This window comes from Parerythrobacter lacustris, from assembly GCF_024626475.1.
Lineage (GTDB): Bacteria > Pseudomonadota > Alphaproteobacteria > Sphingomonadales > Sphingomonadaceae > Parerythrobacter_A > Parerythrobacter_A lacustris.
Map to the genome: position 1 here is coordinate 1 of NZ_JANKHH010000005.1, position 18,734 is coordinate 18,734.

The window sequence follows — 18,734 nt, forward strand, 5'->3', positions numbered from 1 at the left end:
CCACCGCATCGCGCTTGAACTCGTCGCTGAAATTAGCCTTACCCATCGTCGCCTCCTGTCCTCAAAATTAGGAAAGAAAGCGTCCACAAATCTAGGGGCTATTCAAACTCAGCCCGATCAAACGGCTCCGAGGCGAGTTGGGTGACGGCTTCTTCGATCTCGACGGGGTTCATACGGACAGGGATAGTCCGCGCTTTCCGAACCGCCAAGAGATGATTGTGGCGACAGGCTGGGCTGGAAATTGATTGTTTCTTAGGCTGTTTTGACGATTGTTCTGCCTGCGTGGTTGACGGAGGGATGGTCTTGTCGCGGTTAGATTGGTCTCGCGCATCACAGAGGTTGCTTGATCCTGCTCGATATCAGCGGGTGACCGACTTTGTTACGCCCGATGAGGTTATGACTTTGGGGGTCAAGAAGCGAAAGCGCACCAGATCAGCCAATGCCGAACGGGCTGCGGCTGCTGCACACAATAAGGCTCTCATAAAGCGAAGACGTCAAAAACAACCTGAGGTCACAACGGTCCTCAAGAAGGCTAAGCGTCGCAGTCCAGAGGAGCGGAGGGCGCTGGCCCGCCAGCAGAAAGCGGCAGCGGCTGAGAAGCAGCGCCGGAAAGGGATTGAGCAGAAGGAAAGGGAGAAAGCCCGCCGCGCTGCCTTTGCGGCATATAGCAGGTCACCCGAATATGCTGAAAAGCTGGCCCTTGAGAAAGCCGCTATCGCCGCCAAAAAGAAGTCGCACCTTCAAGCATGGGTCGAGGAAGAGACTGGGCTGGACACCGATCGGGAAACGCTGCGCCAAAGGTGGCGGGTTCGGCTTTTGAGGCGGTCAACGCAAAGTTGATCCCAACGATCGTCGCCATGATCTCCTCACTGATTTTGAACAAGCCGCCGTCCCTCGCACGCCGTCGCATGATAGGTGGTGATTACCTGAGTAGGAATCTGAGGAACGAGCCTCGCGTCACTCTTTCTCCTGTTTCCGCAGGCGATTGCTCTACCGATAATCGTCAATCGAGAATGGTGAGAGCCTCATGTCCTCGTTGGTGTATGGCTTAATATCTCCTGCCTTCTCGCCGTCGGCGCGGGCCTTCTTGGCCATCATGACCTTCAACTTGATCGCTTGGAACCGCTCACGGCCAAGGGCTGTGCGTGCCTTCTCTATCATCGCGTTGCCGACTTCCCCGCGCAACCGTTCCAGACCGTCCCACGGCGCGATGGCAGGTGGCCGCGTGCGAGGATCAGAAATATCAAGCTGCCTGAGTGTGTATTCCTGCTTGCCGAAATTGCACAACGCACAGCTTACGACGATGTTCTCCTCGTCCGAGCGACCCCCGTGACTGTGAGGGACAACGTGGTCATATTGGAGCCACATGCACGAAAATGCTGAGTGTTGTTGCTCGGGCGCGCTGCTTACCCAAGGCACGGCGTCAGGATAATTCTGATGGACGATCTTGCGGATGTCCGCGTCGATGACAGGGATGCCGCAGTAACGGCAGCAATATCCGTCCCGCGCCAGCACTTGCTGCTTCATCGCCTTGGTCGGTGCCCGCACCAGATCACGATCAGCTTTTGGAATCGAAACAGTGTCATTCTCTGGCTTGGGGAATCTGATGTTCAGGCTAGGCCTTTTCCAGTCAGCCCATGCCCAGTCGTAAACCTCGGGCATGTTGGCTCTGGCAAAGAGGGCACGCGCTGCCGCATATTGGCCGTGAAGGTGTGCGTCGGCTGCTGCTGAGAGCAGATACCATGCTTCGAAGATTTCTGGGATTGGCTCACGGATCGATAGCCGTTCGATAGCTTGGGCATTCTCCACCATCTAAGTCGTCCCTCGGTTAATTGCGTAACATGCTGATCAGTAGCGAAAATAGGTTAACATGTCCGACTTGGCGCAATGGTCGCCGAGGCTTCGCTGAAACGGCCTACTAAGAACGTCGCAGCAGCTTCCGCTTCCCCCGCGCTGTTGCATGATAGGCATTGAGGAGCCGCCCATTCGCCAATGATCCGCACAGGCTGGGACGATAATCAGGCGGGGGTCACGGAAATCGCGCCATGAGCCTGACTGAGACGGACACTGCGTTGGCGATCCTACAGCAGCCTGCCAGATGCTCAGGTTGCGCGCCGAATTCGGTTTTTTGCCTAAATACGACATGACCAATCACCCAACCGACGATCTCCGCAATCGGACCTTCACGCCTTCAAACTCAGTCACACTCACCATCGGACGGAACGAATGCCCTGAGGAATTGGGTGATGAACTTCGCCTTTGGTGCCGCCGCAAATGCAAAGCTCAGTGGAAGCAGACGGTGCGAGGAATCCGGGGCATCATCGTCATGGGGTTTGAGTCAGCGCTCGATGCCGCCATGTTTCGCGCTTCTGCTCTCAGTCATTGCCGCGCCGTGATCGCCGCAAACAATGCGCGCCGCCGCGCTCAGCGCTGAGCAACCCTCCTGTTGCAGACATGAAGGGCCTCAGAATGGGGCCGTGTCCGAACCATTTCTTGACGGATTCCCGAACTCTGACAGTCCACTAGATGGCGGGCACGGTGGGCAATTCCACGGTGTCATCAGCTATTGACCTGCACACTCAGCCGAGGAGGATCGATGATCTATCGCGTCGAATACATGCGCTCGAACAGCACGAACTGGACGCTTTCATCGGACACTGAATCGAAGGATGTCGCAATCCAAAGCGCGCGATCCGTCGCGCGCCAGCCAAACCGCGAGCGGGTGCGCGTCGTTGATGCGAACGGCTCACTGATCTGGATGAGCTAGCACTGAGCAGCGCTCAATCCGTTTCTGAGACCAAGGCTGGCATCATCGAAATCGCTCTCGATGGTGAGTTGATCGTAATCACCTTCAAGCCCGAGGCTGAGCCCTCAGTCGCGTCCCGCATTTCACCTCAGGATGCTGTGGCTCTCGGTTGTTTGATGCTGCGATCATGCACGCTGCGCGAGACCGTCAACATCGAAGTCGCGAACATGGCATTGATGGTCGAGGGCGGAAAGCGTTCGCTGGGCTGGTTCACAATGATGCGTGTCGGCAAGCCCCACGTCATCGCACGCCTCGACGCCACATCGATCCGCGATTTGGGGCGTTGCATCCATAATCAGTATCTTCGCGCAATCGAAGCGACCGGTGATGGCCCAGAGCGATCAATCTTCGTGCGGAAGGTTGCATATCGCCATGGCGTAGCTTGATGTCGTGCCTCCATCAGAATTGACGTTAAATTGATCTAATCCCTGACAAGGTAAGGGGTCGGACGGCAAGCTGGGCAACGACTTCGTTGAGGTGAAGACGATCACCCCGTTCAAACGAAGCGATGTCGTCGAGATCAACCTCGACCGCCATTTCAGCAAGGTCTTCGTTGTCAGGATCAATGAGGATTTTGAGATCAGCGGCAAGCTCATTGATCGGAAGGATTTGCCGAAATCGGCGGGCAAGAAGCTCAAGATATCATGGGCAGCGATCAACGGGAAATAGGGCTGGATGTGGATCACCAAAGTGGCGCGATAGGCGAAGTCCTCGATTAGGCGATGGGGCACCTTCGACCGATGCCCCAGCACCTTACGCAGCCTGATCGATCTGCGTGGTTGTGGCTTCGCGCTCCTGTTTTTTGCGAGCCCGATACCGTCGCTTCCGTTCCCTGTCCTTCGCTGTCTTGATCGCTTTGCGCTCATCAATCTCGTGTGGAGCAAACACCTTCGCTTGCCGACCGCCCTTTTGCTTGGCGGGGATAGCAGGGCCGTCCGTAGCCAGCGACATCGTTGCCGAGGCAAAGCCCAACCCGTCGAAGTATCTCTTGAGGTAAAGCGCCTGATCGCGATCAAAGACCCACAGGCGCACTGGTGAGCAATTGTCGGGGTCACGGACGCTCGTCCGAGTAACAAACTGCAAGATCGCCTCATGCTCGATGCTTCGCTCCCAAGCCCGACGGTTAATGTCGAGCACATCGAGCAAAGCGATCAGATTGGGGGATGCTTTCGCCGAGTAGATTGCCGCCGCATGGCTCACATGGCTGTGGTTGTTGGTGCCTGCCTGTCGCGGGGTGAGATACTTCCCGATATTCATGCCCGCGCCTTCGAGCAGAGCCTTTGGGGTCGGAGCCTTCGCCGAGCCCCGCTTCCGCCCATTCGCTGTCCATATGTGATCCGTCCCGCGTAATTCCTTCGCCAACCGCTTGCCGATCTCACTCAGCATGGCCTGGCCCTCTTTAGATTCGAACAGGTAACGGCTCGCCGGGCGACTTTCCGAGAAGTAGCTGATGTGAACGGGACGAAACTGGAAATGCCGACCCTGTGGTGGAGGTGGCAGCGCCTCCCACTCAATATCATCTTGGCTCAACCGCTGAGAAATGAGCGAACCCACATCCGCTCGAAACCTGTTGCCGAGAAGCGTGACGGAATCGAAGGGTTCAAGCTCCCTGAGCGAAAACGCGCTTGCCCAGCACCATTTAAGCAACCGATCCGACATTTTATCCCAGCTTGGAAGGTTGACCAGCACGCAGCGGTTCGAACTCTCGGGCGTTGCTTCAAGAACTCGGCGATGAAAGACCGCAAGGTGATCGTGAGATTGATCGGCGAGGACATCAGCGACAGATAACGCTGACCTCGTGTCGGTTGCCTTGACGAAGCTCCACCCATCCGCCGCCACTTCCAATTTATAATGAGCTTGGAAGAACGCAGCGTCGAGGTGAGTTCGCTTTTCCTCGAAGTCCAAGAACGGCGGCACCTCATCGACAATGATGTGCCAGCCCCAGAAGCCCGAAAAAGCGCTTCGCAGCATTCCTGCGTGGGTAGCGAGGACGATGACATGATCGTTGAACTGGTGCCGCTCGGGAAGGGCTTCGATCTGCCGTGAGACCGAACCCACGCGGTCGGTCTGGGCGCAATTCACCTTGTCGATGATAGGCGCAGTGCCATATTTGCCCGCACCAAGGTTGATCCGATTTTCAAGTTCTGCGAAGCTTTCGATCCGCTCCGTAATGAATAGAACTTTGCACTGCGATTTTACGATCTCCCGAATGGCTCTTTCGGTTTTTCCTGAGCCCATATGTGAATCATCATAATAGATTTTCATGTTACTCCTTATTTATTGAACACTCCTTCATTCTAACTGATTCGTTTTCGTGATGCATTATTTAACCGTCCTTTGCCCGACTGTCCTGGATTGTCCCACTTATACTTCTATGGAGATATAGGTGATTAGGTGGGACGCAAACTGATCGCGAGGACTGGGTCGAATGGGCGCTTGCGTCCATTGAAGCAGTTCGAAGCGAGCCATGGCTTGCGCGGTGGCGCGAGCCCATGCTGATGGTGCAGCAATATTAAGCGCTGAGCGCCATCGCGATGTCTTCCCCTTCATGTGGTTCGCCGTTTTGGGCTCAGGTCGGGCTTGGGACACGCCAGTGATGATGGCGGGCGTATCGGTATCGCACAGCGATCCCTCCTCGCCCTGCTGAACTGGATCGACGGCGCGACATCGAGATGTCTCGCCTTCTCCCAGTTCGTCAATTAGAGCACGAGATGAGATGACTCGGGGCAATGAACCATTCTCCCCCCCCGCCCCCTCACCCTGCCCAGACGGTCCCCTACCTCAATAGTCGGGCCGTGGACGCGTCTTCCAAAACCTACCCCGAAATCGGGCTCATGGATTTGGCTCAAAGCCTTGGTTTGGAGATGTCGAGTTCGGCTGTTCGCAAACCCGATGAAAATGGATGGGGCATGAGCGTCATGCATCGTTGTTCAAGGTTGTCGGATTATCCGACAACGTATTCCTGCCGATATGCTGTGTGATTATGTGAGAAATTGCTGCTTTTGACTTAATAAAAAGCATGCATATTATGAGAAGCCATCAATGGAGAATCAACCATGCATGGCTTTAATAGGACAAGACACTTCGAGCGGCGTTACCAACAGCGAGGTTTAAACCCTATCGTAGTTGAAACGCTCTTGAGATACGGATCGGCTCGAAGGGTCCGTGGTAAAGCCGAGAGTCTGACCTTTACCAAAGACGTGTTGGCTGAGATCAAAACTGATCTCGGGGATCATGTATTCAAAGCATGCGAACGCCTCAGGAATACTTACATCGTCACATCCGATGATGGCGCTTTGGTCACGGTAGCTCGCAGCTATCGAAAGGTGGCGCAGTGATGGACACCATCAGAATCGAACTTGAGGGCGAGCGGATCGTCCTCAGCTTCCGTCGTGAGGTCGGGGACATCCGCAAGGTGAGATGCCTATCGCGCGAAGAGGCTACGGGACTCGGTCTGTTACTTACAGCGGACCCGCCAGAATGCCGCGCGATCAATCTGGATGTGACGTCAGATGTATCAGTGCAGATCGTCAACGCGCCATATGAAGAGGCATTCTTGTTCCTTCGTGACTTGCGCGGCGGCAGAACCTTAATCGTCTGCATCGAAGGCAGGGTGCTCAAGCAGGTCGGGCAAAGACTATTGCATCTCGGACAATCCACCCCCCGCTCACCAAGGGCGTCGAGCGGTGCCTTCGTTCGCCACGTCTCGCACTGCTATTTTGAAGATGCTGGCGCAGAACAATAATGCGGCCAGGACCGCACCTTTGGTAGAATGGGACATCACCAATGACCAAAGGACATCATGGAATATCCCCCCGACCAGTTCATCTACCACGCCTGCCAAACGATCTACGTCAGCATCATCGGAGACCTGCCCCCATCGCGCCGGGTGGTTGCTTCGTTTAGTCGCCGCGATGCCCTCGATGACCTGATCGCCTATCTCAACATGATGATGACGGAGACAGTCCTCCTCAACGATGCCACCGAGGATCAGATCAAAGATGCTTACGACGAGCATCTCGCCCAACCTGTTGAGATCGTCGAATGCGACTGATCCTGCGCATCATGGATCAGGAAAAAGGTGAACTAAAAGAACTGCTTGACGCATTCCAGAACTGTGAGAATCTTCTGGAATGAGCAAACGAGCAGCCTTATATCTTCGGGTATCTCAGGACACCCAAACAACCGAAAACCAGCGCCGCGAACTCATCGCAGTTGCTGAGCGCAATGGATGGGAGATCGTCGCCGAGTTCTGCGACGAGGGAATCTCAGGTGCCAAAGGTCGGGATCAGCGTCCCGCCTACGATGCATTGCTCAAAGCCGTTGCCCGTCGTGAGATCGATCTGGTCGCAAGCTGGGCAGTGGATCGCCTCGGACGCTCGCTGCAAGACCTTGTTGGCTTCCTCAATGAGATCAACTCAAAGGGCGTAGACCTCTATCTCCACCAACAGGCGCTCGACACCTCAACTCCATCAGGGCGTGCGATGTTCGGCATGCTGAGCGTGTTCGCCGATTTTGAGCGTGAGATGATCCGCAGCCGCATCATGGCTGGGCTCGCCCGCTCGAACAAGAAGGCAGGACGCCCAGCGTTGCCCCCGATCATGGTCGAGAAAATCCAGAAGACGCTCGCCCAAGGGCTCAGCATCAACGCCACCGCCAAGCGTCTCAAGGTCGGCGTCGGCACCGTCCATCGGATCAAGGTGAAGATGGCCAATGCCGCATGAGCAAGACCGTGGAGGTGCGGTTCCTCTTCTGGGACTCGAACCTACCACCACTGAAAACATTGAAGAACTCGACCCCAAACCCGAAGCGGACAGCTTCGAGTCCTCGCTCAATCCTCTTCTGGGCACCAACATACTCAAAACAAACACAAAATCGTCTCAAACACGGTCCTCGGATCGTGTTTGCTACGGTTCACTGCTACGGTTTGGTGCCCAGAGTTCAGGCATAAGTCTCAGAGATAATGAGAGAAACAGTCCGCGCGGCTGCTACGGTTTCAGTCAAAAATCGAGGTCATCATCCTCTTCTTCCTGAGCCTCGTCTTCATCATCATCGTCATCATCATATTGGCTCGTGCGGGTTTCGATCGCGTGTCCTACTGAACCAAAGTCTTCTTCATCAAAATCATCGAAAACAGCGGGTAGCTGTGTGGCGTCGAAAATACTGATTTTGCTCCCGGCGATTTCTTCAATGAGCGGATTATCAGAAACCATAAAGACCCCCTCGGGCCAATCCTTTGCCTGCCATTCCAAGAAGATTGGCCAATAGGCACCAGACGCTGTCTCTGTGATAATAGCGTTTTCGGCGAACGAAAAAATCGCGGCGTCCACCAGTCCGAACTCGGCCATTGATAGCAACGAAACCGTTGAAAGCGCGCCGCAGTTCGTAACAATGGACCGGGCAACTTCCAATGGAACAGGGATTCTAAGCCTGAGGGCGACGTAGAGCGCCCAGCAAACCTCCCCGTCATTTCCGAGTCTTCCGTGCCGTAGCAGGAGATTGACGATGATCGGAGTCCACTCCGCGATTTCTAGATCGCGACGAGCAAGATGACGCCAGACAACAATGCGCGCCACATAGTCCACCGTGTGACCGAAATGCACGGCAGCCCGTTTCAGGAAGGGCTCGATGTGTTCCCAGTGCTCATCCGCAAGCTCCGAGCGATCGAGATATCGCAGCGTGTATTTCAGGATGCCATCGTCACCATCTTTCGCCGCTAATGAGAAGGCGTATTCAAGTGCTGCGCGCAAACGGTCGGGCACCCGCTTCGATGGCGAGTTAATCGCGAACTCGATGCGCGTCGAAATGTCGCTCGGCCAGACATCTGAGAACTGAAATTGCTCGGATGTTATGAGCGTCTTGGACTCGTTTATGTCCAGTTCGTAACTGCGGATTGCCTCTCGATATTTCCAAAGCGCTGCTTCGGCATCAGCGTGGGTGTGCGCTCCGATCCACACATCATCCACATGACGAATGACCTCACAGTTCTCGGCTCCTCCTCGTGCCACGAACTCCAAATCGATAGCGGTCCCCACCAGTTCTGCCACATAGCGGGAGGCATCAGGACCAACTGGAATCCCGATGGTTTGGCCGTCCTGACCTGAGCACAGAACAGCGTCGAGCCTGTTCATGAAGGTAGCTTCGGATGCCGCCCTTCGATCGGCTTTCGCAGCAGCTTTACCGTGGAAGGCCCAAGGAACTGAATGAGTGTAGATCGAGTGATAGAAACGCGAGATGTCGGTTTTTGCTATGAATCTGAAAGGTGCCAGCTTTGCAAGTCGAGCCGCTTCTAGTTCCGAGTGTGATGCTATCTGGACAGCGCGATCACCGTCTTCCATCAATCGAGGAGCAGAAAGGCTGAACGGACTGCGAGCGAAGAACTCGGTGAACGCATCGGCATGCAAATCAATGAAGGCCGCAAGATCATGCGCCGTCTGGGGATGAAGCAACGAAAATGTTCGTCGGGTCATTCCCCGCTTTGAAGCATTGTAATTCGCCGCTCGAACTGGCTTTTTGGAAATCCATCCTTTCTTCGCAGCCAAAAAACCGCCGAGCGCGTCAGTGGTAAATGTCGGCGGAAGGTTTTCTGGAAGATACCCAACCTTGAGAAGGCTCTCCTTCAACGTCAATGCTCTACTCCACGGCTTTGCCTACACATTCGAGACGATCAGCCCTTATCAATGATATGGGACAGATCGATCTTCGCAAAGCTCAACTTAGTGATTGCATCGCAAAGGGAACCCACTCCATGACCGCCCCCGTAGTTCTCGGAAGCGATGCTTGAGTTTCCACCAATCGCCCATCCGCCAAGGACCATCGCAATGTCGTGGTCAATCCGCGCTGCGCGCAACTCATCGCGAAAATTGTGTCGGAAGGAGTGAAAGCTCGTTCGTGGCTGGTAGGCGTCACACGATCGTATGAACTGCGTGAACCACTTAGAAAATGCGACTGCCCGCTTTCCCCGAGGTCCGGGGTCAATGTCGGGAAAAAGCTTCACCCGTTTTGCCCGTCGTTGGGCCTCCACATAGGCTAAAATGCCGCATGCGATGAGGGACGGATGCAAGGGAATTAGCCTCTCACTTGCGCCTGTCTTCAAGCTCTTATCCGTTTCTCCAACGAGCGATGTCTCACTGACGACGAAACATTGGACACCCTCAATTTCGCTTATGTCAGTAGTGTCCAATTGGCAAATTTCATTTAATCTCATGCCAGTATGCAAGGCAATCAATGGAACCCAAAACCGAGCATTTCTCGGACGCTCTGTTCCGGGCTTCGCATATCCGCGCTCGCCATCTTGGCAGCCCCGATAAAGCGGCGCGTTGAAGATCGCCTGCAACTGCTGAGCGCTGAATGGGTGGCGCTTGTCCTTCTTCGCCACGGTATCGGGAAGGCGAAGGCTTCTCATCGGATTGCGGACAATGACTTCCTCATTGACCGCCCAATTTAGAAAGCTCGAAAAATTGGCGAGGTGAGAATTCGCATTGGCGGCGCTGATCAACTCAATGTCCTCTCGCTCGCGGCCTAGGTCTGATGCAGCCTTGAGGCTCAGCTTGGGGAAGCGCTTGGACGCATTGCGAGGCATGTATCGGAGCATGTCGAGGTAATCGCGGCAGTGAGCGCGCGACAGCGCTTCAATTGCGACTTCACCCCCAATGATGCCAACCGCGAATTTGCGGGTGGTTTCGTAAGCTTGTCGCGTGCTTGGCGACCACCGATGGGTCGGATCGTCCATGTAGCGGGCGTATGCCTGCTCAAGCGAAAGAGGTGGAGGTGCGGCGCTCCCCTGAGCCTCAAGTCTGGAAGGCAGCAATGTTGCCCTCAGATCGTCCCCAGACGGTCTCAATATCGTCTCATCAACGGTCAACCCTGCATCATGCCGAATGCGTTCGAACTCAGATTCCAGCGCAGCAGTCATCAGCGGCAGACGCCGCAGTGCGATCTGCAAGCTGTCCGTCTTGAGAGATCGCCACACCTCCGCTCGACGGATGATCGGCTGAATATCGGTAGGAACATGACGGCGAAGGTAGAACCGACCGCCCCGAAGCATCATGCCTCTGGGTAGCAAACCGTGACTGAAACCGTAGCAGCCGCGCGGACTGTTTCTCTCATTATCTCTGAGACTTATGCCTGAACTCTGGGCACCAAACCGTAGCAGTGAACCGTAGCAAACACGATCCGAGGACCGTGTTTGAGACGATTTTGTGTTTGTTTTGAGTATGTTGGTGCCCAGAAGAGGACTCGAACCTCCACGCCCTTGCGAGCGCCGCCACCTGAAGACGGTGCGTCTACCAATTCCGCCATCTGGGCACACAGGCGAGTCGGTCATCGGATGCCGGCTCGCGGTAGGAGCGGGCCACTAGCGAAGCACCGCTACCGCTGTCAACGGCTGTTTCTCGCGCCAGGGCCAGCGGAACGGTTGCTCTCGGCCCCGCGTTGGGGCAAGGCGCGCGCGTAATCCGAAGCGTATCACCGGGACCCTGACGACCATGGCACGAACCCATCCCTTGAGCGGCAAGCTGGTGACCGTCGTCGGCGGCAGCGGGTTCCTCGGGCAATATGTCGCGCAGGCGCTGCTCGAGCGCGGGGCGCGGGTGCGGATCGCGGGGCGCAACCCGGAGAAGGCCTTCAGGCTGAAGCCGCTCGCCAATCTCGGCCAGTTGCAGTTTGCGCGGTGCGACCTCGGCAACGCCGCCAGCCGCAAGGCGGTGGTGGACGGGGCCGATGCGGTAGTGAACCTCGTCGGATCGTTCGAGGGCGATCTGGTCGCACTGATGGGCAAGCAGGCGGGCATGCTGGCCGCAGAGGCCAGGGCGGCGGGGGCGAGCGCCTTCGTCCAGGTCAGCGCGATCGGTGCCGACGAGGCGAGCGCAGTCGACTATGCCAGGGGCAAGGCGATGGGCGAGCGGCTGGTGCTCGAAGCCTTCCCCGGGGCGACGGTGATCCGCCCGTCGATCGTGTTCGGCAAGGACGACAATTTCCTCAACATGTTCGCCGGGTTGATCGCGATGATGCCGGTGCTGCCGGTGTTCGGGCCCGATGCGCCGCTGCAGCCGGTGTTCGTCGACGACGTGGCCGAAGCGGTCGCCGCCGCGCTGGCCGATCCGGCGAAGCATGGCGGCAAGACCTATGAGCTCGGCGGGCCCGAGGTGCTGACCATGATGGAGCTCAACCGCCGCATTGCCGACGCGCAAGAGCGCAAGCGGGGTTTCATCGCGGTGCCCGATGGGGTGAGCGGGGTGTTCGCCGCGCTGCCGGGCACCCCGATGTCGAGCGACCAGTGGGCGCTGCTCAAGGGCGGCAATGTCGTCGCCCCGGGCGCACTCGGGTTCGACAAGCTGGGCATCGCGCCGCGCCCGCTGGGGCTGTTCCTCGACCGCTGGATGGTCCGCTACCGCAAGCACGGCCGGTTCACCGGCCGCGCGGCGGAGCGGGTGATCTCGTAGGCGGTAGCGCCCGCTAGTCCACGCTCTCGACCAGCAGCACCGCGCCGTCGCTGCCGGTGATCCGCACCCGGGTGCCGACCGCCGTATCCGCCCCGCGCGCCAGCCATTCGCTGTCGCCGTGCTTGACCCGGCCCGAACCGCCTTCGATCGCGGCAACGACCACCGCCGTCTCCCCCGCCAGCCGCACGCCGCGGCGGTTCATCTTGGGATCGGCTTCGGCGACCGGATGCTGGCGCAAATATTTGCGCCCCGCGAACACCGCGACCAATGCAAGAACGCCGAAGATCGCAATCTGCAGCGGCAGGCCGATCGGCAGCAGGAAGGCGAGCGCACCGGTGATCAGCGCCGCGCCGGCCAGCCAGATGAGGAACACGCCGGGGATCAGCATCTCGGCCACTGCGAGCAGCAGCCCGATGGTGAACCAGGCCCAGTGCGGTTCGAGCGTGTCGAGCCAGTCCATCACATTTCCCTTCCGCCTGCGCCGCCCGGGCTCGCGCTACGCGGCACGCCGGGTTGCGGGGCGACCCGGCGGGTGGGGGCCTGCGGCGCGGCGGGCGGCGAACGGCCCGAGCCATCGTCCGACAGCGCGTCCTTGACCAGCTCGCCGATCCCGCCGAGCGTGCCGATCAGCTGGGTCGCCTCGATCGGGAACAGGATCGTCTTGGCGTTGGGGCTGGTGGCGAACTTGCCCACCGCATCGGTGTATTTCTGCGCAACGAAGTAGTTGATCGCCTGCACGCCGGAGGTGGCGATCGCGTCGGACACCATCTGCGTGGCCTTGGCCTCGGCCTCCGCCTCGCGCTCGCGCGCCTCGGCATCGCGGAAGGCGGATTCGCGGCGCCCCTCGGCCTCGAGGATGGCGGATTGCTTCTCGCCCTCGGCGCGCAGGATCTTCGACGCGCGGTCGCCCTCGGCCTCAAGGATCTCGGCGCGCTTGAGGCGCTCGGCCTTCATCTGGCGCGCCATCGCCTCGCTGATGTCGATCGGCGGGCGGATGTCCTTGATTTCGACGCGGGTGATCTTGACCCCCCAGGGCGAAGTCGCATGGTCGACCACGCTGAGCAGCCGTGCGTTGATCTCGTCGCGCTTCGACAGGGTTTCGTCGAGGTCCATCGAGCCCATCACGGTGCGCAGGTTGGTGGTGGTGAGCGCCATGATCGCCTGGTAGAGGTTGGACACCTCATAGGCCGCCTTGCCCGCGTCGAGCACCTGGAAGAACACCACCGCATCGACCCCGACCATCGCATTGTCGGCGGTGATGATTTCCTGCCCCGGAATGTCCATCACCTGTTCCATCATGTTGACCTTGCGGCCGACGCGATCGATGAACGGGATGATGACATGCAGTCCCGGCTCGGCAGCGAGGGTGAACTTGCCCAGCCGCTCGATGGTATAGACGAAACCCTGCTTCACCACGCGCACGCCCATGGCGAGGAACACGAACGCCACTACCAGCAGCGCAAAGGCACCTTCAAGCATCGATACAACCCCCTCGATAAATCCAATCGCAGGCAGAGTAACGCGCAGGGGCGCGGGGGCAAGCAAAACCGGACATTATCCGCGCCTGAGGTTGTCCGGTTCGCTGCCGAGGCGACGACTGGGTGTCCGGCAGGTGTTGACCCGGGAGCAGCATTTTATGCACCTTGCGCCTTCACGCCCAGGCATCGCTTTCACGCACGCCGCGACAAGCCCGGTCGTGCCGCGCGAGCAGCTGGAAAAGCGTGGCAGGACAAGGCTTTTGGGCAAAGTTGACCAGTCTCCTGTTGCGCAGGACGGGCCGCCACAGGCCGACCTGCTGGCGCCACGCGAGCTCGTCGAGTGTCACATTGGGTTTCCTACAGGAACGGGCGATTATGCACGCAGGCGCTGCCTCCAGCCCCAGCGCCGCATCCCACGCCGCCGCCAAGCTCCCCGCCCAGGGATGCTGCCGCAGACGATAGGCCCCCTGCCGCGCCATCCCGACCCGCTCCGCCGCCTCCGACACCGACCGCGTTTGCGCGAGAAAGCCGATGAAGGCGACCTGCCGCCTGGGCAGCCACGCGTTGTGGTTCGGCGCGACGGGTACGGGAAAGAACCACGGGATGCGGCGGCGGGTTTTGGGGCGGGGATCGGTCGGAGTGTTCATCCGACAGGATAAGCCAGATTTTCGGCGTGTAGGAAAGTTCTGTATGGTAATTTGGCTAGTTCGCCTTGAGTACCCAGCAAGGTCGCTCAAGCCAATCCTCCGGAAATCCCATAGCAGAGAGGTCTGCATTGGAACGCTTTCTCATAAGCTCGACAACCCGATCAGGATAGGAGCTATCCGGGCTTTGATGCCGAATGAGCCGGGTGAGTGCGACCAATACATTGTAGATGTAGTTGTCGGGCTGTCTTTGTATTCCGCCCTTTGTTACGGTTTCGGTCACCACAAGATCGCTTTGGAATCGCTTGATCAGAGGTAGGCGCTTCGCCGTCTTTCGATTCCACAGCCTCCCATGATGTGCACAAATGTTCCGCACATACGAGAGCAGGTGTAGCGTTCCTATGAGGGTAGTGCTTGATGGAAGGCCTATGTCTTTCGCCAAGTCGGATTGAAGCGAGCGATCCTCGGTATCTGCTATCCATCGCGACAACTCGCCTAGCGTCATCAGCTCGCTCACAATCCACAATGGGGGCAGGAACGGCCGTCGGTATCTTTTCTGATAGTGCTCGACGAAGACTTCTCTGCTGCTTTTGACCCTGCCCGAGAGCTGTGAAACACGCAAAGGGTGATCGAAACCACCACTAAAAACGTCCGCGTCGAGGTAGGCATGCGCACCGCTCGCGAGCGAGAGCCTGTTTGTCCATCTAGACCTCAGCGCAATCTCAATTCGCTCAATCGCCTCCATGACAAGCAAACGCAATTTCCGATCGAACACGTAGATGTCGACTATCTGTTCGAATTCGACACCGTCTCGAAATCTCTTGGTACGTGTTTGTCCAACCGCTGGCGCAGTTTCGAAGGGCAGCCAGTACGCACTCAGGCGATAGTATCCAACGGTTTCTAGCCAACGACGCTGCAGTTCGACATCGCCGCCCATGCCTCGGTCCTTGAGAAACTCGAGTTGTTGTTCGATCGTAGTTGCAGGTTTGCTAAAAAGCATTGAGCCCCCTTGATAAATCAAGGGGGCTCGTATGAAGTAACCTCCCGGTTTGGGCAAGACAGAGCAAGAGGCCTGGGAGGTGTTGTTAAGGTCGAGTTATGCAGCGACCCGGGTTAAGTCAACCTTAATTGCCGAACCGTCGAGCACAGAGCGACGGAGTGTTGCCTATGGGACTCACCCCTAAAGCGCCGCCCCGTACATCGCCAGCAGCTTCGTCCAGGCCTTCTCCGCCTCGACCTCGTTATAGGCGGGCGAATCCGGTACGCACCACCCGTGGTCGGCGGGGAAGACTTCGACCGTGGCGGTGTGGCCGCTCGCGGCGAAGGCTTCGCGCAGTGCGGTCTTGTCCCCCGGCGCTTCGGCGTCGTCGTCCTGTGAGATGGCGACGAGGAAATTTGCCTTCGTTTCGCCCACCAGCTTGTGCGGGCTCATCGCATCGTCGGGCTTGACCAGCCCGCCGCCGTGGAAGCTGCCCGCCGCGCGGACGCGAGCCGGGACCGCCGCCGCGGTCCAGAAAGTGAACGGGCCGCCCATGCAATAGCCCTGGGTGCCGATCCCGCGCCGGGTGTCGACTTCCTTCTGCGCTTCGAGCCAGGCGACCGCCGCCGTGGCATCGCGCATCACCGTTTCCGCATTCAGCTTGCCGCGCATCGCGCGCGCGATGTTCCAGCCGCCATTGCCCGCAAAATCGGCGAAGTCTTCCCAGATCTGGCCCTTGCGATCGCGGTAGTAGGGGTTGACCACCAGCGTGGCATAGCCGCGCCCCGCCAGCCGCCGCGCCATGTCGCGCTTCGCCTCGCGCAGGCCGGCGATATCGGGCCACAGGATGACCGAGGGGACGGGATTGCTCGCCGGGGCAACGAAGAAGCCGTCCATCGTCCCGTCGGGCGTAGCGAATTCGACCATGCGCTCGCTCATCGCCGGGAGGGTGATGGCGTTGTCGGAGGCATCGCCGCTGGCAGGCGCGCAGGCGGCGACGGCCGCCATTCCGCCCAATACGCCGAACTGGCGCCGGTTGAGGCCCTTGCGCGCCCATTCGGTGATTGTCGCTTCATCGCACATGGCAGTCCTCCCGATTGTCTCGCTCTGGCGAGCGAACGCAGACCTACGCTGCATGGTTCCCCGCGAAAGGGCAATGGACAAGGCTTCGCTTAGGCGGCACAAAAGGTTGCAAAGCGCGACCGAAAGAGTCGCGAGTACGAGGGGAGAGGAAATCCGATGAAGCGTTTCGCCATCATGGCTGCGGCGGCACTGGCGCTGGCAGCATGCGACAATGCCGCGATGCCCGAAGGCGGGATCGACAGCGCCAAGCTGCTGGCGGCGAATGAGGACACCGCCAACTGGCTGACCCACGGGCGCACCTATGACGAGCAGCGCTTCTCCCCGCTCGATGCGATCAACACCGATACGGTCGACGGGCTGGGGCTGGCGTGGCACGCCGATATGGACACCGCGCGCGGGCAGGAGGCGACCCCGCTGGTGATCGACGGCAAGCTCTACCTCACCACTGCGTGGAGCAAGGTGAAGGCGTTCAACGCCGTGACCGGCGAGAAGCTGTGGGAATACGATCCCAAGGTGCCGGGAGAGACGGCGGTCAAGGCCTGCTGCGATGTGGTCAATCGGGGCCTCGCGACCTGGGGCGACACGCTGTTCCTCGGCACGCTCGACGGGCGGCTGGTCGCGCTCGACCGCGCGACCGGGGCGGTGAAGTGGGAGAAGCAGACCACCGAGAAGGGCACATCCTACACCATCACCGGCGCGCCGCGGGTGATCGACGGCAAGGTGCTGATCGGCAATGGCGGGGCGGAATTCGGAGTGCGCGGCTATATCGCCGCCTACGACGCTGCCGACGGCGAGGAACTGTGGCGCTTCTACACCGTGCCCGACGAGGATTCCTCGGACGATCCGGAATATCTCCAGAAGGCGGCGGAAACCTGGTTCGGCGATGTTCTGGGCAGCGAGACCGGCATCGGCGGTGGCGGCACGGTGTGGGATTCGATGGCCTACGATCCCGAGCTCGACCTGCTGTATTTCGGAGTCGGCAACGGCAGCCCGTGGAACCGCGCCTATCGCAGCCCCGGCGAGGACGGCAGGGGCAAGGGGGACAACCTCTATCTCTCCAGCATCGTCGCGATCAAGCCGGACACCGGCGAATACGCCTGGCACTACCAGACCACCCCGGGCGAGACGTGGGACTATACCGCGACCCAGCACATCATCCTCGCCGATCTCGAGATCGAGGGGAAGCCGCGCAAGGTGCTGATGCAGGCGCCGAAGAACGGGTTTTTCTACGTCATCGACCGTGCAACCGGCGAGTTCATCAGCGCGGGCGAATACATCCCGCAGAACTGGGCCAAGGGGATCGACGAGAACGGCCGCCCGATCGAAAACCCCGAGGCACGGGTCGACGTCACCGGCAAGCCCGCGATGGTCATGCCCGGCCCGCTCGGCGGCCACAACTGGCACCCGATGGCGTTCAACCCGGAGGAAGGGCTGGTCTATATTCCGGCGTTCGAGGCCGCGTCGATCTATGCCCCCGAAGAGAACTGGAAGCCCGACCGGGCGCGCGGTTTCAACGTCGGCTTCAACCTCGGCGCGGGCGATCTGCCGCCCGATCTGGGCATTCGCAAGCAGGTCTATGGCACGGTCAAGGGCAAGCTGATGGCGTGGGACCCGGTCAAGCAGGAAGCCCGCTGGACGGTCGAGTTTCCGGGGCCGTGGAACGGCGGAATCCTGACCACCGGCGGCGGCCTCGTGTTCCAGGGCAACAGCTCGAGCGAGTTCAGCGCCTACAGTGCCAAGACCGGCGACAAGCTGTGGAGCTTCCCCGCGCAGACCGGCATCGTCGCACCGCCGATCACCTACACGGTGAACGGCGAGCAATATATCGCGGTGCTGGCCGGCTGGGGCGGAGCCTATGCCATCACCGCCGACGGCGATCTGGTCAATTCGCAGGGGCCAGTACGCAACGTCAGCCGCCTGCTGGTGTTCAAGCTCGGCGCGACAGGCAAGCTGCCTGCACCCAAGGCGCTGTCCGAGATCCCGCTCGACCCGCCGCCGAGCCGCGCCGATGCGGCGACGATCGCGGCGGGCGGCAAGCACTACGCCCGCTATTGCGCGGTGTGCCACGCCCCGGCGGCGGTCGGCTCAACCGTGCTGCCCGACCTGCGCCGCAGCGGCACGCTGCAGGCGCGCGATGCCTTCCTCGCGGTGGTCCACGACGGAATGCTGAAGGATAACGGCATGGTCAGCTTCAAGGGTTCGCTGTCGAAGGACGAGATGGACGCGATCCGCGAATACATCATCTTCCGCGCCAACCAGGACAAGGCGGCGGGAGTGAAGTGATCCGGCCTGCACGCGCCC

At 59.3% G+C, this 18,734-nt stretch carries 19 protein-coding genes and 1 tRNA gene; 10 read left to right on the top strand and 10 right to left on the bottom strand.

What is annotated here, in order from left to right:
• Positions 1-339: 339 nt before the first annotated feature.
• Positions 340-840 (top strand): hypothetical protein, encoded by a 501-nt coding sequence (locus NSO95_RS09190; RefSeq protein WP_257595920.1) that lies wholly within the window; start codon positions 340-342, stop codon positions 838-840.
• 150 nt (positions 841-990) lie between these two features.
• On the opposite strand, the gene NSO95_RS09195 is transcribed toward NSO95_RS09190, so the two are convergent.
• Positions 991-1,812: an HNH endonuclease gene (locus NSO95_RS09195; protein WP_257595921.1), complete on the bottom strand. Its 822-nt coding sequence runs from the start codon at positions 1,810-1,812 to the stop codon at positions 991-993.
• 295 nt (positions 1,813-2,107) lie between these two features.
• On the opposite strand from NSO95_RS09195, the gene NSO95_RS09200 reads away from it, so the two are divergent.
• The 4 genes from NSO95_RS09200 (at position 2,108) to NSO95_RS09215 (ending at position 3,475) form a co-directional block, all read left to right on the top strand.
• Positions 2,108-2,434 carry a hypothetical protein gene (locus NSO95_RS09200; protein ID WP_257595922.1) on the top strand — a complete coding sequence of 109 codons (327 nt, stop codon included), beginning with the start codon at positions 2,108-2,110 and terminating at the stop codon, positions 2,432-2,434.
• 162 nt (positions 2,435-2,596) lie between these two features.
• Positions 2,597-2,767, top strand: coding sequence for a hypothetical protein (locus tag NSO95_RS09205; protein WP_257595923.1), 171 nt, complete (start codon positions 2,597-2,599; stop codon positions 2,765-2,767).
• A gap of 68 nt (positions 2,768-2,835) precedes the next feature.
• Complete coding sequence (locus NSO95_RS09210) at positions 2,836-3,192, top strand: hypothetical protein (protein WP_257595924.1); 357 nt, start codon at positions 2,836-2,838, stop codon at positions 3,190-3,192.
• 91 nt (positions 3,193-3,283) lie between these two features.
• Positions 3,284-3,475, top strand: coding sequence for a hypothetical protein (locus NSO95_RS09215; protein ID WP_257595925.1), 192 nt, complete (start codon positions 3,284-3,286; stop codon positions 3,473-3,475).
• 84 nt (positions 3,476-3,559) lie between these two features.
• Here the strand turns inward: NSO95_RS09215 and NSO95_RS09220 are convergent, their stop codons facing one another.
• Positions 3,560-5,071, bottom strand: coding sequence for a hypothetical protein (locus NSO95_RS09220; protein WP_257595926.1), 1,512 nt, complete (start codon positions 5,069-5,071; stop codon positions 3,560-3,562).
• Positions 5,072-6,143: 1,072 nt separating this feature from the next.
• Between NSO95_RS09220 and NSO95_RS09225 the strand changes: the two genes are divergently transcribed.
• From NSO95_RS09225 to NSO95_RS09235, 3 genes are all read left to right on the top strand, one after another.
• Entirely contained in the window at positions 6,144-6,551 is a 408-nt protein-coding gene (locus NSO95_RS09225) for a hypothetical protein (RefSeq protein ID WP_257595928.1), read from the top strand.
• Between the two features lie 57 nt (positions 6,552-6,608).
• Entirely contained in the window at positions 6,609-6,860 is a 252-nt protein-coding gene (locus NSO95_RS09230; RefSeq protein ID WP_257595929.1) for a hypothetical protein, read from the top strand.
• Positions 6,861-6,939: 79 nt separating this feature from the next.
• Positions 6,940-7,530 carry a recombinase family protein gene (locus tag NSO95_RS09235; RefSeq protein ID WP_257595930.1) on the top strand — a complete coding sequence of 197 codons (591 nt, stop codon included), beginning with the start codon at positions 6,940-6,942 and terminating at the stop codon, positions 7,528-7,530.
• Positions 7,531-7,806: 276 nt separating this feature from the next.
• On the opposite strand, the gene NSO95_RS09240 is transcribed toward NSO95_RS09235, so the two are convergent.
• The 3 genes from NSO95_RS09240 to NSO95_RS09250 form a co-directional block, all read right to left on the bottom strand.
• Positions 7,807-9,435 (bottom strand): RNA-directed DNA polymerase, encoded by a 1,629-nt coding sequence (locus NSO95_RS09240; RefSeq protein ID WP_257595931.1) that lies wholly within the window; start codon positions 9,433-9,435, stop codon positions 7,807-7,809.
• A gap of 38 nt (positions 9,436-9,473) precedes the next feature.
• Positions 9,474-10,856: a DUF6538 domain-containing protein gene (locus tag NSO95_RS09245; protein ID WP_366519005.1), complete on the bottom strand. Its 1,383-nt coding sequence runs from the start codon at positions 10,854-10,856 to the stop codon at positions 9,474-9,476.
• A 170-nt stretch (positions 10,857-11,026) separates the two neighbouring features.
• Positions 11,027-11,113, bottom strand: a tRNA-Leu gene (locus NSO95_RS09250).
• 179 nt (positions 11,114-11,292) lie between these two features.
• Here NSO95_RS09250 and NSO95_RS09255 point away from each other — a divergent pair.
• Entirely contained in the window at positions 11,293-12,249 is a 957-nt protein-coding gene (locus NSO95_RS09255) for an NAD-dependent epimerase/dehydratase family protein (protein ID WP_257595933.1), read from the top strand.
• Between the two features lie 13 nt (positions 12,250-12,262).
• Here the strand turns inward: NSO95_RS09255 and NSO95_RS09260 are convergent, their stop codons facing one another.
• From NSO95_RS09260 to NSO95_RS09280, 5 genes are all read right to left on the bottom strand, one after another.
• Entirely contained in the window at positions 12,263-12,709 is a 447-nt protein-coding gene (locus tag NSO95_RS09260; protein ID WP_257595934.1) for an NfeD family protein, read from the bottom strand.
• The gene (locus NSO95_RS09265) at positions 12,709-13,728 is read right to left on the bottom strand and encodes an SPFH domain-containing protein (RefSeq protein WP_257595935.1); all 1,020 of its coding nucleotides are present in this window, start codon (positions 13,726-13,728) and stop codon (positions 12,709-12,711) included. Before NSO95_RS09265 ends, NSO95_RS09260 begins: the two co-directional genes overlap by 1 nt.
• 172 nt (positions 13,729-13,900) lie before the next feature.
• Entirely contained in the window at positions 13,901-14,374 is a 474-nt protein-coding gene (locus NSO95_RS09270; protein ID WP_257595936.1) for a hypothetical protein, read from the bottom strand.
• A 55-nt stretch (positions 14,375-14,429) separates the two neighbouring features.
• Positions 14,430-15,392 (bottom strand): Abi family protein, encoded by a 963-nt coding sequence (locus tag NSO95_RS09275; protein ID WP_257595937.1) that lies wholly within the window; start codon positions 15,390-15,392, stop codon positions 14,430-14,432.
• Positions 15,393-15,551: 159 nt separating this feature from the next.
• Complete coding sequence (locus NSO95_RS09280) at positions 15,552-16,433, bottom strand: dienelactone hydrolase family protein (protein ID WP_257595938.1); 882 nt, start codon at positions 16,431-16,433, stop codon at positions 15,552-15,554.
• Between the two features lie 219 nt (positions 16,434-16,652).
• On the opposite strand from NSO95_RS09280, the gene NSO95_RS09285 reads away from it, so the two are divergent.
• On the top strand, positions 16,653-18,716 hold the full coding sequence (locus NSO95_RS09285; RefSeq protein WP_257596314.1) for a PQQ-dependent dehydrogenase, methanol/ethanol family: 2,064 nt from the start codon (positions 16,653-16,655) through the stop codon (positions 18,714-18,716).
• Positions 18,717-18,734: the final 18 nt, after the last annotated feature.

Bases quoted from the DNA above. Each gene is read 5' to 3' on its own strand.
- NSO95_RS09195 (WP_257595921.1), bottom strand. From the start codon at position 1,812: ATGGTGGAGAATGCCCAAGCTATCGAACGGCTATCGATCCGTGAGCCA.
- NSO95_RS09205 (WP_257595923.1), top strand. From the start codon at position 2,597: ATGATCTATCGCGTCGAATACATGCGCTCGAACAGCACGAACTGGACG.
- NSO95_RS09220 (WP_257595926.1), bottom strand. From the start codon at position 5,071: ATGAAAATCTATTATGATGATTCACATATGGGCTCAGGAAAAACCGAA.
- NSO95_RS09225 (WP_257595928.1), top strand. From the start codon at position 6,144: ATGGACACCATCAGAATCGAACTTGAGGGCGAGCGGATCGTCCTCAGC.
- NSO95_RS09230 (WP_257595929.1), top strand. From the start codon at position 6,609: ATGGAATATCCCCCCGACCAGTTCATCTACCACGCCTGCCAAACGATC.
- NSO95_RS09235 (WP_257595930.1), top strand. From the start codon at position 6,940: ATGAGCAAACGAGCAGCCTTATATCTTCGGGTATCTCAGGACACCCAA.
- NSO95_RS09245 (WP_366519005.1), bottom strand. From the start codon at position 10,856: ATGATGCTTCGGGGCGGTCGGTTCTACCTTCGCCGTCATGTTCCTACC.
- NSO95_RS09255 (WP_257595933.1), top strand. From the start codon at position 11,293: ATGGCACGAACCCATCCCTTGAGCGGCAAGCTGGTGACCGTCGTCGGC.
- NSO95_RS09260 (WP_257595934.1), bottom strand. From the start codon at position 12,709: ATGGACTGGCTCGACACGCTCGAACCGCACTGGGCCTGGTTCACCATC.
- NSO95_RS09265 (WP_257595935.1), bottom strand. From the start codon at position 13,728: ATGCTTGAAGGTGCCTTTGCGCTGCTGGTAGTGGCGTTCGTGTTCCTC.
- NSO95_RS09270 (WP_257595936.1), bottom strand. From the start codon at position 14,374: ATGAACACTCCGACCGATCCCCGCCCCAAAACCCGCCGCCGCATCCCG.
- NSO95_RS09280 (WP_257595938.1), bottom strand. From the start codon at position 16,433: ATGTGCGATGAAGCGACAATCACCGAATGGGCGCGCAAGGGCCTCAAC.
- NSO95_RS09285 (WP_257596314.1), top strand. From the start codon at position 16,653: ATGCCCGAAGGCGGGATCGACAGCGCCAAGCTGCTGGCGGCGAATGAG.